Here is a 14,121-nt window from a genome sequence, read left to right as displayed (position 1 = left end):
ACAAGATATCATTTAAAAAATTCCCACAAACTTATACGTCCATTATTGATGGCATCAATCTGTGGTGAAAAAGCTTGATCCTCCTCATTATGCATAATCAACGCGGGTAATACGGATAAAGCTGCTCTACTTCCCCGTTTTGCATAAAACAAAATACGCATTGCTGCCGTTGTCGCACGTGCATGAACAGGAATTATACAGATACCGCCAAAGCGGCCCTCTAACGCGTTCAAAATATTAGTCAACGACTGTGGACGCGCAATGAGCCCTAAGTACCCACCTGGCTTTACAATTGCTGCTGCGCTCCGTAACCAATTTTCAAACATATCTTCAGACATTACATGTGCCTCAGATTTTTGTTTATCAGGTGTTCTACAATCTGCAGGATTGTTAAAAGGTGGATTCATAATTGCAAAATCAAAAGAATTATCTTCCAGTCCTGCTTTTAAGCGCTCCTTACCTTTGAAAGTAACATCTGCCCTTAACAAACAAATTCGCTCAGCAAGCTTTTCATTCTGCTTTAGCATCAGCGTTTTTTGAGCATAAGATGCCATAAAAGCTGATCGTTCAACCAAAGTAACATAAACTTTTAGACAACGCGAAGCAACCGCCAACCCTGCAGCACCAGCACCAGCACCTAAATCAACAACCTTACCCTTTAAATCATTCGGCACCAAACTGGCTAATAACATAGCATCCATACCAGAACGATGGCCATATTTACGTGGTTGAACCAAATAAAACTTCCCGCGATGAAAACTATCAATTGTTTCATCACTCTGATTCGTTATTTCATCCATTTGAAAGCCTAATGTTCACCTTTATAAACTGCACTTTATGTCTGTCATCTGTTATTTAAACAACGCTTGTTCAAATTCTTTCCATAACTTCATAATAACAACATTACACAAGCTTTTAAAAATATTCTTTGCCAATATCATCGAAGACTTCCACTTCGTAGCATCAAAAGCTTGAGTCAAAACAAAACCCCCTTTATGCTAGTACACAAAATAGAATTCATATACGTTCATCGCAATACTCTAGGAGTAACCATATTGAGTGTAGCCACCAAATCAGATCAAACAAGAAATAGTCAAATGTCTCTTCAATCCCTGATCAACCTTACCAAAAATGATATGGAATGCGTAAATCAGCTTATTCTTTCTATGGCAAAATCAGAGGTTGAAATGATCCCTGAAATTTCCAACCACCTCATTTCATCAGGTGGAAAGCGGTTACGCCCAATGATCACGTTAGCTTCCGCTCATATGTTCGGTTATCAAAGCGATGGGCATGTAAAACTCGCAACAGCCGTTGAATTTATGCATACAGCAACCTTATTACATGATGATGTGATTGATGAAAGTAATTTACGACGTGGAAAATCTACTGCACGAGTGATTTGGGGAAATCAAGCAAGTGTACTTGTCGGTGACTTTTTGTTGGGACAAGCTTTCAAAATGATGGTTGAGGTTGGTTCTATAGAAGCTCTTTCTGTCCTAGCTAACGCTGCTGCAATTATTGCCGAGGGAGAGGTTATGCAACTTTCTACAGCAAAAAATATAGAAACCAGTATTTCAGACTATCTTAAAATCATCAATGCAAAAACGGCAGCACTTTTTTCAGCTGCCGCTGAAGTTGGACCAATTATTGCTGGCTATAAAGATAAAGAGCGTTCGGCATTACGTGAATACGGAACATTGCTAGGATTAGCTTTTCAATTGATTGATGATGCACTTGACTATGGTGGTGCTACTCAAAATTTGGGAAAAAATATAGGCGATGATTTTAGAGAAGGAAAAATCACAATGCCTGTTATACTCGCATATGCACGGAGTAATACAGTAGAAAAAGCATTCTGGAAACAAGCTCTCGAAAACAGCAATAACAATGAGGAAGCCTTCGCACATGCGCAACATTTAATCGAAAAATATGATAGCCTTACAGATACAATAGAACAAGCACGCATCTATGGGAGGCGTGCAATTGATGCTCTCGCTTCAATTGACAAAAGCCCTGCTCACCATGCTCTCATTGAAACTGTTGCTTTTTGTATTGCACGCGTAAACTGATTCTTTGAAAGAATCACAATAATTTCTCAGTAAAGTAATCGGAATATGATATAAACCATACAGTCGATTGATTATTTTCAAAAGGATTAGCTCTATGTGTAGTGCTGCAGCATCCCGCTTTTTCACTTTCTTGGTCGCGGGCATCATGTTGATGATATCAGGTACTTACAGCAAAACAAACGCCACTATAAATACAACCTCATTTACAGGTGCTTATCTAGCTGGAAGAGTTGCAAATCACGAAAATAAAACAGTTCTTGCTATCAATTATTTAAAGAAAGCGCTCGTTTATAAACCTGATAACATCGAAACACAAAAAGAACTCCTTGAAGCCTTGCTCTCCGTGGGATCCTTCAAAGAAGCTGTTCAGCAAGCAAAAAAACTAAAAGAGCAAGGTATTATAACTCCCTTCGTTTCCTTGACATTATCAGTAGACAGTCTTATCAAAAAAGACTACAGAAATGCTAAACTTCTTTTACAATTAAAAGCACTTCCTGCACGTAATAATCCAGTCATTGAGCTCATCGGAGCGTGGGTGACATTTGGATCTGGACAAAAATCTCAAGCAATCTCTGATCTTGAAAAGATCAAAGGAACTGTCTGGTATAACCTTTTTATAAGTTATCACCTCGCACTTATGAACGACTTAGCAGGACATACAGAAAATGCAAAAAAGTATTTTATTCAAGCACTTAATAACAAACAAAGTCCTCTGATAGCCCCTAATACCTATGAACGTATTATCATAGCCTACGCCTCATTCCAATTGCGCCATAACATGCGCAATCAAGCTCTTCAGACTATTAAGCATGGCGAAAAAATGTTGTCAGGTCAAGAAGCGCTCAAAAACATCCGAGAAAAAATTGAAAAAGGCGCTCCCTTAGAAAGGTTGGTTAAAACTTCTCAACAGGGAGCAGGCGAAGTATTATACAACTTTGGAACAGCCCTCAACCACAAGAGCTCAGGAACAATTTCACGTATTTTCAAACAGTTATCTTTCACTTTATACCCTCAAAATGATGCAATACTGTTTCAACTCGCACAGATTTCTTCTAAATTGGGGGATCTACATCAGGCAATTAAATTTTACTACGCTTTACCACCTAAATCCCCTTATTATAGGGACGGACAGCTTCACCTTGCGTTCCTTCTTGCAAAGAACAATAATTATAATGAAGCTATCAAACTCCTTACGTCATTAAAGAAAAAATTCCCCAATGACCGTCACACTTTGATAACGCTCGCTGCTATTTATATGCAAAATAATAGATTTTTCGAAGCTATCCAACCTCTGGACCGTGCTATCGCACAAATAAAAAACTTTCAACGAGATGATTGGAAGCTCTTTTATCAACGTGGGATCGCTTTTGAACGTTTAGATCAATGGCAAAAAGCCGAGATTGACCTGCGAAAAGCACTTGAATTTTTTCCCAATCACCCACAAATTCTTAACTATCTAGGCTATTCACTTGTTGACCGTGGTCAAAAACTTGAAGAATCACTCCATATGCTGCAGAAAGCTTTCACGTTACAACCGCAAAATGGTTATATCTTGGATTCTTTAGGGTGGGCCTATTACAAACTTAAACAATATAACAAAGCTGTTCAAATGTTAGAAAATGCTGTCAAACTGCAACCTGCAGATCCAACATTAAATGAGCATTTAGGCGATGCCTATTGGCAAGTTGGGCGTAAACGTGAAGCATTATTTCAGTGGAATCATGCAGTTGATGCGGAAGAAAAAAACTCAAAAAACGCCAAGAGAATCCAAGAAAAATTAAAATTTGGCTTACAGTAAACAATGATGCTTGACCATAAGCACATGAAACAATAGACAACTATAGAGTCTGAAGTTCCTTTGGTTACTATCTATTGATTAAAATATTAAAGAGTATAAAGCGTGAAACTACCTGAACATCTTAATCCAAGGCGCTCTTTTCAGGGACTTATTTTAACTCTGCAAAATTATTGGGCTCATTATGGATGCGCACTTTTGCAACCTTACGATATGGAAGTTGGAGCTGGAACTTTTCATCCAGCCACAACACTGCGCTCACTGGGACCACGCCCTTGGAAAGTGGCTTACGTCCAACCCTCTCGACGCCCAACAGACGGAAGATATGGTAAAAATCCAAATCGTTTACAGCATTATTATCAATTCCAAGTGCTTCTCAAGCCCTCTCCCTCCGATTTACAAGAACTTTATATTAAGTCGCTACAAGCCATCGGTCTTGATACAAAGCTTCACGATATTCGTTTTGTCGAAGATGATTGGGAAAGTCCAACTTTGGGTGCTTGGGGACTTGGATGGGAATGTTGGTGCGATGGAATGGAAATTTCGCAATTTACTTATTTTCAACAGGTTTGCGGCATTGAGTGTGCCCCAGTTTCGGGAGAACTCACCTACGGACTTGAACGTCTAGCAATGTATATCCAGGGTGTTGATAACGTCTATGATCTTAACTTTAATGGTTTAGATGGAGAAAATAAAATAAGCTATAGAGATATTTTTTTACAAGCAGAACAGGAATATTCATATTACAATTTCGAATTTGCGAATACAAAACTGCTATACCAGCATTTTATCGATGCAGAATGTGAATGCATCGCACTCCTTGAGGCTGGAAAACCAAATAAAGAAAATGGCTTACATCGGTGTATTTTTCCAGCTTATGACCAATGTATTAAAGCCAGCCATATCTTCAATCTTTTGCAGGCACGTGGCGTTATTTCTGTGACTGAGCGACAAAGTTATATTCTTCGTGTTCGCGATCTTGCACGCCGCTGTGGAGAAGCCTTCTTACGCACGCAAGCTGGTCAAATACAAAAAGGAGAAGCCTAATGTCTGATCTTCTTCTTGAACTTTTCAGCGAAGAAATCCCTGCACGCATGCAACGAAAAGCTGCTGCTGATCTCAAAAGGTCTGTTACGGATCGACTTGTGAATGCAGGCTTGACCTATAAAGCTGCTCGAGAATATTGGACACCCCGTCGACTAACATTAGATATACGTGGTCTTTCTATGCGTTCAAAAGATATCCATGAAGAGCGCAAAGGCCCCAGTATAAAATCACCACAAAATGTGATTGATGGTTTTCTACGCTCAACAGGACTAAGTGATATTTCTGAAGCGCACATTGCGCATGACAATAAAAAAGGTGATTTTTATATTGCTAAAATCATCAAAAAAGGGCGGAGTGCGGAAGAAATTATTGCTGATATTGTACCGGATATTATTCGCAATTTTCCATGGCCTAAATCTATGCGTTGGGGGAAAGATTCAGCCAACAGTGAAGCATTAAAGTGGATCCGATCTTTACAGAACATTCTCTGCATCTTCGGACCCGAAATTGGTGAAACACATGTTGTTCCGTTTACCATTGGTTCGCTCAAAAGCAATAATGTAACCTATGGTCATCGTTTCTTAAGTGATGGGAAACCAATTCAAATTCGTCGTTTCGATGATTATATAACCAAACTTGAAGCCCATAAAGTCATTCTAGATGCCGAAAGGCGAAAGAATATCATTTTGGCAGATGCTCAAAATCTTTGCTTTGCAAACGGCTTAGAACTTGTTCAAGATAGTGCTCTCTTGGAAGAAGTCGCAGGACTGGTTGAGTGGCCTGTTGTGCTTCTAGGAAATTTTGATAAATCCTTCCTTGATATTCCTCCAGAAATTATTCGCTTGACCATTCGAGTTAATCAAAAATGTTTTGTAACGCGCAAACAAGGCGAAACGATCAAACTCTCTCATCATTTTATTCTTGTTTCTAATATCCTTGCAAGCGATGAAGGCAAAAAAATTTCCAAGGGAAATAGTAAAGTTGTCTGTGCTCGTCTTTCCGATGCACTCTATTTTTGGCAAACGGATCAGCATGACTTGCCCAATATCGAAAATTTGAAATCCTCCGTTGAAAAATTTGATCTTGATTTAAAAAAACCTCTCGATCAAAGAATGGCGCGGCTTGATCATTTGAATGTGACTTTCCATGTAAAATTAGGCACACAGGGTGCAAGAGTAGAGCGCATCGTTGCTTTAGCACAAAAAATTGCCCCTTTGGTACAAGCAGATCCTCTCTTAGCTAAACGTGCAGCAGTACTCGCAAAAGCTGATTTACAAACAGAAGTTGTTGGAGAGTTTCCTGAATTGCAAGGACTCATGGGACGAAAATATGCCCTTCTTCAGAAAGAAGATCCTCGCGTAGCTGAAGCAATTGAAGACCATTATAAACCTCTAGGACCAAAAGATCGCATTCCGCAAGAACCTCTAGCTATAACAATTGCGCTAGCCGATAAAATTGATATGCTCGTTGGCTTCTGGCTCATTAATGAAAAACCGACTGGCTCAAAAGATCCCTACGCGTTAAGACGAGCAGCATTGGGAATTATTAAGATTTTACTCTTGCATGACTGGAAAATTAATCTTATGCCACTGTTTAGACTGGCAGCGAATCTTTTCTTACAACAAAAAACTAAATATAAGACATTTCAAAGAAAAGATACACAACCGCAAAATCTACTTCTAGAAAAAATAGAATATATTTTATCAGATCTTTTACTGTTTTTTCATGAACGTTTAAAAATTTATCTAAAAGAGGAAGGCGCTCGTTATGATGCTATTGAAGCAGTCTTAAATAAAGATGCTGATGACTTTTTATTAATCGCACGTCGCATCGAGGCACTCATCGCTTTTATTAATACAAGTGATGGAAGCAAATTTTTAACTGCTGTAAAACGTACTGTAAACATTCTCGAGAATGAATTTCAAAAAGGTACAATAATAGCAAACGAAATTAACCCTAAACTCTTTATTGAAAAAGAAGAAAAACAGCTCTATCATGCAGTCATTGAGACAGACAGAAAAGTTTGTGATCACATTAATGCAACAAATTTATCGCTTGCACTCAATACATTAGCGCCACTGGGAAAGTTTATTGATACATTTTTTGAAAGAGTATTGGTAAACGATAAAGATCACAATATTCGCACTAATCGTCTTGCTCTTCTCCAACGTATCAATATCATAACACAAGCGGCCGCTGACTTCTCAAAGCTTGTCGTCTAAAATTTAAACGCGCTATAAACTGAAAAAGTAATAAATAAAATAGAATTTTTCTCTTCTTGTCACCGAACATTAAAACATTACGAGACAATTTCAACATGAAGTTTGAAGCAATTTTAAATAATTGTAACTTCATAGCATAAATAACAATTTATAATAACTTATCAAAAAATTGCATAACCTCTCAAACGAACCACATTGACATATTCCTAATAATTTATCATTTTACATATTAAATTAGAATAAAAAATAAAGAATCCCCTTCTTCAAACTCTCTCATTATGAATAGAAAACTGTCTTCTTCACCTTGCAAGAGATATAAACATGGGGATAGAAAATTCTTTGAAAAAAGGGTAAATACACCTCTCATAAAGTGTCTAAATATAAAAGAAATCGCAATATTTTTTAGCTAATAAGCCAAATGAAAATCCTAGCTTCGTTTCTATAAAGCTAAAAATAGTGCCACCCTATCACCTTGTATTATACTCCTAACGAATAAACATTGAAAAATGAGTTTAAAAGATGGAGAGATGTCTCTCTAAAATAAATACGTAAACTCTTCGCACAAAATGAAGTTAAAAAAATGAAACATCCACCCCTGAAAAGAAATTCCGCTTCTGAAAAACTAGTTTTTTGAACACCACAAACTGCTATTAATTAAGATATGTTTTCATTTGACTCAAGGACTTTTCACAAATAGACTTCTTAATAAGTTCATTGGCTTTATCAGAATCTAATTCCTTTTCAATAAGCGTCCGAGCAGCGGAAACCGCTAAATCGATAGCAGATGAAGAAACCATACGTATCGCATCAGCTTCTGCTTGAGCAATTTTCTGCTCTGCCAATTTATTACGATTCTTTACATATTCTTCTGCTTTTGCACGCGTTTGAGCGATAATAGTGGCAACTTCATGTTTAGCTGCTGCAATAATCTCCTGTGCATCCTTCTCTGCTTCCGCATGTTTGCGCTGATATTCGGCCAGTATTTCCTGTGCCTCTTCACGAAGACGAAGAGCCTCATCAAGCTCATCTTTGATACGTTTTGCTCGCACATCAAGATGGCGTACAGCCATCTGCGGAACTTTGAAATAAACCAAAAGAGCTAAAAAAAGAACTAACCCAACAAAGGCCCAAAAAGTATCAGTCATCTTTGTATCCTTTAGTAATCTGCAGCTTTAACAACCGAATGAACAGACACTTTTTCAACATCAACATCAATCAATTTTTTTACAATTTCAAGGGATAGTTCCTCAGCAATTGAGCCAACGTTTTGCATAGCTTTATCCCGTATTTTCGCAATCTTTCTTTCAGCGTCTGTTAGTTTTTTCTCTAAACCTGCTTCAATTTCCTTTCGTTCAAGCTCAGCTTTTTCTTTTATCTCCTCATTAGCGGCCTGCGCTATAACATACGCTCGAGAATGGGCTTCTGCTAATTTCCGCTCGTAAATTTCAACCATAGTGTCTGCTTCCTGCTTCATACGCAGTGCCTGATCCAAATCAGATGCAATCCGATCCCGACGTGTTTCAATAACACCACCAATACGCGGTACAATAACACGAGAGATAAAGAGATAAAAAAAACCAAAAGAAATTGCCAACCAAAAAAGGTGTGAACCAAAATGCACAAAATCAAAAGGTGGAAATACACGATTGGCATGCCCTGCCACATTTTTGATATGCTCTACCGACGTTTCAGTAGTTTGTGCATAAGCGCTGGAAACAAACATCCTCTTTTATCCTTCAAACAACTTATTAAAGCTCTTTAAAATTATGACAAGTGACTAACGTTTCTTCTACCAAAACTAAGGGTAGGTCTGCCTCTTAATATAGAAACGAACATACCCTCTTGGAACTGATTAAACCGCAAAAAGAAGCAACAAAGCAACGAGTAATGAAAAAATACCCAAAGCCTCTGTCACAGCAAAACCAAAGACAAGGCGGCCAAACTGACTATCAGCTGCTGATGGATTGCGTAATGCACCAGAAAGATAGCTACCAAAAATATTCCCAAGGCCTAAAGCTGTCCCGGCCATACCAAAGCAAGCAAGACCAGCGCCAATATATTTTGCTGCAAGCACTAATTCCATATTATTCTCCTTTAAAGCAAAATTATACCATTCGACGGAAAACCGCCAGTTTTATTAATGTCCTGGATGAACCGCATCATTAAGATACATACAAGTTAAAACTGTAAAGACATAAGCTTGAAGAAATGCAACCAAAAATTCAAGAGCAGTAATCGCTACAGTCATGATAAGTGGCAAAATTGAACCACCAGCACCTAGGACTCCTACCCCAATCATTGAAACAACAAAACCAGAAAAAACTTTGAGGGTAATATGACCAGCAAGCATATTAGCAAAAAGACGAAGGGAGAGACTGATAGGACGAGAAAGAAAAGAAATAACTTCAATCATCGTCACAAGAGGCAAAATCAAAACAGGGACACCACTGGGAACAAATAGCCTCAAAAAACCAGCCCCATGTTTATAGAAACCATAGCCAATCACTGTTAAAATTACTAACATCGCTAACGAAAACGTAATCATAATCTGAGAAGTAATCGTATAAAAATAGGGGAAAAGACCAATAAAATTAGCAACCAAAATAAAACTAAACAGGGAAAAAACCAACGGAAAAAATTGCATTCCTTGCACACCAGATGATTCTCGCAAAGTCGACGCTACAAATTCGTATGCCATTTCTGAAAGAGACTGCATCCGTGTTGGAACCAACCCACGACTTGATGATGAAAAGAAAAGAAAAACTGAAGTTATAACAACTGTAGCGACTATAAAAAACGATACATTTGTAAAGGACAAATCTATATTTCCTATGGAAATTTTAATCAGCCGTGAAACCTCAAACTGATGAACAGGATCCGGAGCGTGCGATGTCACTTCAACCTCATTTATCGGACCTTTTATCGGCCCCTTTATCTTGGCGCGATACGCCTTTTTGCCTTAATTGACTGGAGGCAATATACCCCACAGACCGAAGAATACTCAATACACCAGCAGCAAATCCAAGAAAAAGAAAAAATACCAATCCCCATGGCAATGAACCTGCTAGCTTGTCAAACCCCAAACCTAAAACAGCGCCTACAATAATACTTGCCAGAAACTCACTGGAAAGCTTAATTGCATGCGCCATCTTTCCTTTTGGTTCTCCTCCTTCATTTCCGTACTTCCGCTTCTTTAATGCTTGTCTACGCATTAAAGCTAAACCTAAGTTCTGACTCCGATATTCCAAATCCTCTGAACGGAAAGAACCACCCTGCTTTTTGCCTTCAGCTTCCTTCAGCGGCATAATGGGTTTATCGCCCTTCGCCATAACTGACTCCTTAGTAGAAAAGCAAAGTAGAAAAGTATCTCATGAAACCCTACGTATCATATTGTTCTGGAATTTATTCGTCAAGACGCTAAAAGATATCTATCACAATTTATCGCATAAATATCAAGAATGTGTTTTTCAATTTTATGAATGCCACCCTTACATACATTTTAAATAACAATCGTAACCTGCGAATAATGCGTTACTGCCTCATCTTTAGCAAACCATATCTGTTCTCATGTCAGAGTTTTAGAAATATATTTTTAAATATCCTCTAAAATCAATCTTTGTACATTTCATTTATCATTCGTAAATAAAAATCAGCATCGATGAAGCTTCCTATATTTTTAATGTACACTATGCGCCTGTGATTTCATACATGTTATGCAAATAGAACTAAATAAACAGGGCTTTAAATATCAAAACTACAGCACTTTTTATCACTGTAATCAACTTTTTACATTCTTTTCCTTACATTTGAATATTGATAGATTTGAAAATAGTGCCGCTTTTTATTTGAATAGACCACCGCAAATTAGCATTTCTGTATAACAATTATATATAACATACTAAAGGATTCTGCCGGTACATTATAGTTCTCCTACCCCCTGTTGTTATATGTTCTCCGTATTTAAGATGATCTGTTAAAAGAACTGTGTTCTTTCTCAAACGATTTTGATCCACACGCTGCAGTCTCTCATAAAGCATGAATAAACGCTTTTTTTGATTCCAGAATAAGAAAAGTCGAAAAAAGAGAGTGTCCACTGTATTCAATCGCTCATTCTTTTATAATAAATTATTTTATAAATCACTTCATTGTTCAATAAAAAATATTTTTTCTTCTATTAAAGGTGATCATTATCTGTTGATAATAAGCAATTAACTTTCGATATTAAAATCTAATGATTTCTGACAAAGCTTATTTTCAAAACTTGTTCTTAAATGTAGATTTCACGCATCTAAAAAATTTGAGAGAAATCATTTCTTTTTGGAACGTGCTGCAAAAGGATTATCCGATGTCCGTAATGACATGCGAATTGGTATACCGGGCATATCAAACGTATCGCGTAATCCATTGACAAGATAACGCAAATAGGATTGAGGTATTGCCTTTGGGCACGAACAAGAAATCATAAATCCAGGAGGGCGTGTTTTAACTTGTGTTATATATTTAACCTTAAGTCGGCGCCCCGAAATTGCAGGTGGTGGGTGATGCACAACGACAGCTTCAAGCCATCGATTTAATTTGCCTGTAGAAATACGGCGATTCCACCCACGATGCATCATCGTGACATTTTCCATCAGTTTATCAATCCCTTGACCATATTGGCCCGATAAAGGAACGGCTCTCAAACCACGTACCTGAGGGAGAAGGCGGTTACATTTTTCATGCAAATCAATCAATGTCGCCTGACTATTTTCAATAAGATCCCATTTATTAAAAGCAATAAGCGGAACCCGTCCTTCACGAATCACGAGATCAGCAATTTGTAAATCCTGCTTTTCAAAAGGTGCAGTTGCATCCAACACGATCACCACTACCTCTGCAAAACGAATTGCCCGCAAAGTATCCATAACAGAAAGTTTTTCTAATTTTTCTTGAATTTTTGATTTTCGACGCAGGCCTGCAGTATCAAAAAGTTTAATATAACGGCCATGCCATTCCCAATCTACAGAAATAGAATCACGTGTCAGCCCCGCTTCAGGACCTGTTAACAACCTATCTTGTTTCAACATACTGTTAATGAGGGTCGATTTTCCTGTGTTTGGGCGACCAGCAATCGCAATACGAATGGGTTTACTTTCATCGTAAACGGGGGGCCCCTCTTCTTCCCAGTCTCCCACATCATCACTAACAGATACCGGCTTTACAGCAATAGGTTCTTCTTCACTTTTGCTTCCAAAAGCACGCTCTCTGCCAACAGCATCCAGAATTGCATCACGAAGATCGGTAAGACCTAAACCATGTTCAGCAGATATTGGGCAAGGCTCCCCCAAACCTAATGACCACGCTTCATACCCTCTTCCTGTTGCCGCTTTTGACTCAGACTTATTAGCAACAAGCACAATCGGTTTTCCTGCCTTGCGGACCAGGGAAGCAAAATTCAAATCACTCGGCGTTATTCCACTCTTCGCATCAAACACAAATAAAATAAGATCTGCCTCATCAATGGCAGCTTTTGTATGAGAACGCATGCGACCTTCAAGTGTATGATCACCCGCGTCTTCTAGCCCTGCCGTATCAATGACATCAAAACGCAAATCCTGAAGTTTTGCTGCATGAATACGCCGATCGCGTGTAACGCCGGGCTTATCATCAACCAAAGCTAATTTTTGCCCAACCAAACGATTAAAAAGCGTTGACTTCCCAACATTGGGGCGACCAATTATAGCAATGGTAAGGCTCATAAATTTATTCCTTATTTGCCTTACCCTCAGCTTGGATAAGCTCAAGCATAATCCGAGCCCGATCTGTTATTCTTGACCCTAGAGTACCTTCTTCAAAGTTTTTTTGGAAATAACCAACCGCCTCATTCATCTTCTCTGCTTTATATGCTGCTAAGCCCAAGGCCTCTCTGGCAGACATACGCATAGGATCAGTATCATTTGCCATATCTTTAACGCGCTTTTTGACATCGTCTAAAGTCCCTGTATCAACTAAAATATAAGCAGCACGAATTTTTGCAACTTTCTGCAAAATTTGCGGTGCCTGTTTATCAGACGCAACAGAATCAAAGAGCTCCACTGATTTAATGATATCACCTTGTTCCATGAGTAAAGATGCTTCACGCAAACGAGCAAGAAAAGGATATCCCCCAAAGTTAGAGGCTTTCACATTTTCCAATTGTTTCATCGCCTCATCAAAATGACCTGTATTCGCAAAATCAAGGCTTTTTATAAATGTATCACCAATATGGCTGGCCTTCTTTATTTGCTCATGATGGTAAATTTGATAAATAACTATCATCACCAAAAAAAGAACGACTGCAACAATAACCCGAAAACCATAACGTTTCCAAAAAGCAAGAGCCTTTTCCTGACGAAACTCTGCATTCACTTCAGCAATAAAACTATCATACGACATAGATCATACCTTGGAAAAAAATCACTTTTTGTACTTTTACGCATAAATAAACAAAGATGGTAGCCCCAATTAACTAAAAACCTTAAAATTTCTAACCCATTCGTCTAAAATCAGTGTATATCTGAAACACTTGAACTTTTGCAACTGTATCAATTAAAAACGATATAACTGCCTTTTGATTCATATTACAGTTTTTATATTTCTTTAAATTTATAAAAAATTTATAACTGCCTTAATGTTCACCATGTATACTTGCCTATAATCTCCAGATCTCTTTTAAACGCCTTCTCGTTATCTATACGAGGACAACCTTTAAACACCTTAAAAACAACAATTTTATTGTACTTTTTAAAACCCTCGACTACAGATCTACAATGGGAAGCTTATTCATTAAAAAATCTTCAAAAAAGTATACCTTAATTTTCATGATTAAAAACACCTGGAACAAAATAAACAAGTCTTGTTATCTAGAATAAATGCTGAAACTCCATGAGAAAACTCAAAACAAAAACTCTAAAAAACTTAGTATAAAATGTATCTCTTCAATTTATTGTCATCCCATTGATAACCT

General features: G+C 37.9%; 12 protein-coding genes. 4 read left to right on the top strand and 8 right to left on the bottom strand.

Annotated elements, in window-relative coordinates:
• Positions 1–8 precede the first annotated feature (8 nt).
• Positions 9–800, bottom strand: a complete 792-nt coding sequence (locus tag HNQ69_RS02830) for a tRNA1(Val) (adenine(37)-N6)-methyltransferase (RefSeq protein ID WP_183228564.1) — start codon at positions 798–800, stop codon at positions 9–11.
• Positions 801–995: 195 nt separating this feature from the next.
• On the opposite strand from HNQ69_RS02830, the gene HNQ69_RS02825 reads away from it, so the two are divergent.
• The 4 genes from HNQ69_RS02825 to glyS all read left to right on the top strand — a co-directional run bounded on the left by HNQ69_RS02825 (position 996) and on the right by glyS (position 7,136).
• Positions 996–2,072, top strand: coding sequence for a polyprenyl synthetase family protein (locus HNQ69_RS02825; RefSeq protein WP_183228692.1), 1,077 nt, complete (start codon positions 996–998; stop codon positions 2,070–2,072).
• A gap of 94 nt (positions 2,073–2,166) precedes the next feature.
• Positions 2,167–3,870 carry a tetratricopeptide repeat protein gene (locus HNQ69_RS02820; protein ID WP_183228563.1) on the top strand — a complete coding sequence of 568 codons (1,704 nt, stop codon included), beginning with the start codon at positions 2,167–2,169 and terminating at the stop codon, positions 3,868–3,870.
• A gap of 102 nt (positions 3,871–3,972) precedes the next feature.
• Entirely contained in the window at positions 3,973–4,914 is a 942-nt protein-coding gene (locus HNQ69_RS02815) for a glycine--tRNA ligase subunit alpha (RefSeq protein WP_183228562.1), read from the top strand.
• Positions 4,914–7,136: a glycine--tRNA ligase subunit beta gene (gene glyS / locus HNQ69_RS02810; protein ID WP_183228561.1), complete on the top strand. Its 2,223-nt coding sequence runs from the start codon at positions 4,914–4,916 to the stop codon at positions 7,134–7,136. Before HNQ69_RS02815 ends, glyS begins: the two co-directional genes overlap by 1 nt.
• A 650-nt stretch (positions 7,137–7,786) precedes the next feature.
• Here the strand turns inward: glyS and HNQ69_RS02805 are convergent.
• From HNQ69_RS02805 to HNQ69_RS02775, 7 genes are all read right to left on the bottom strand, one after another.
• Positions 7,787–8,281, bottom strand: coding sequence for a F0F1 ATP synthase subunit B (locus HNQ69_RS02805; protein ID WP_183228560.1), 495 nt, complete (start codon positions 8,279–8,281; stop codon positions 7,787–7,789).
• A gap of 11 nt (positions 8,282–8,292) precedes the next feature.
• Positions 8,293–8,859: a F0F1 ATP synthase subunit B gene (locus HNQ69_RS02800; protein ID WP_183228559.1), complete on the bottom strand. Its 567-nt coding sequence runs from the start codon at positions 8,857–8,859 to the stop codon at positions 8,293–8,295.
• 129 nt (positions 8,860–8,988) lie between these two features.
• Positions 8,989–9,219: a F0F1 ATP synthase subunit C gene (locus tag HNQ69_RS02795; protein ID WP_004855165.1), complete on the bottom strand. Its 231-nt coding sequence runs from the start codon at positions 9,217–9,219 to the stop codon at positions 8,989–8,991.
• A gap of 54 nt (positions 9,220–9,273) precedes the next feature.
• Positions 9,274–10,032: a F0F1 ATP synthase subunit A gene (locus HNQ69_RS02790; protein ID WP_183228558.1), complete on the bottom strand. Its 759-nt coding sequence runs from the start codon at positions 10,030–10,032 to the stop codon at positions 9,274–9,276.
• Positions 10,033–10,039: 7 nt separating this feature from the next.
• Positions 10,040–10,465 (bottom strand): AtpZ/AtpI family protein, encoded by a 426-nt coding sequence (locus HNQ69_RS02785; RefSeq protein ID WP_183228557.1) that lies wholly within the window; start codon positions 10,463–10,465, stop codon positions 10,040–10,042.
• 978 nt (positions 10,466–11,443) lie between these two features.
• The gene (gene der, locus HNQ69_RS02780; protein WP_183228556.1) at positions 11,444–12,874 is read right to left on the bottom strand and encodes a ribosome biogenesis GTPase Der; all 1,431 of its coding nucleotides are present in this window, start codon (positions 12,872–12,874) and stop codon (positions 11,444–11,446) included.
• Positions 12,875–12,878: 4 nt separating this feature from the next.
• A complete protein-coding gene (locus tag HNQ69_RS02775) occupies positions 12,879–13,550 on the bottom strand; it encodes a DUF2659 family protein (RefSeq protein ID WP_183228555.1) in 672 nt (223 codons plus the stop codon).
• Positions 13,551–14,121 lie beyond the last annotated feature (571 nt).

Source organism: Bartonella callosciuri, assembly GCF_014203215.1.
GTDB classification, from domain to species: domain Bacteria; phylum Pseudomonadota; class Alphaproteobacteria; order Rhizobiales; family Rhizobiaceae; genus Bartonella; species Bartonella callosciuri.
This window is presented reverse-complemented; position numbering and strand designations above follow the sequence as displayed.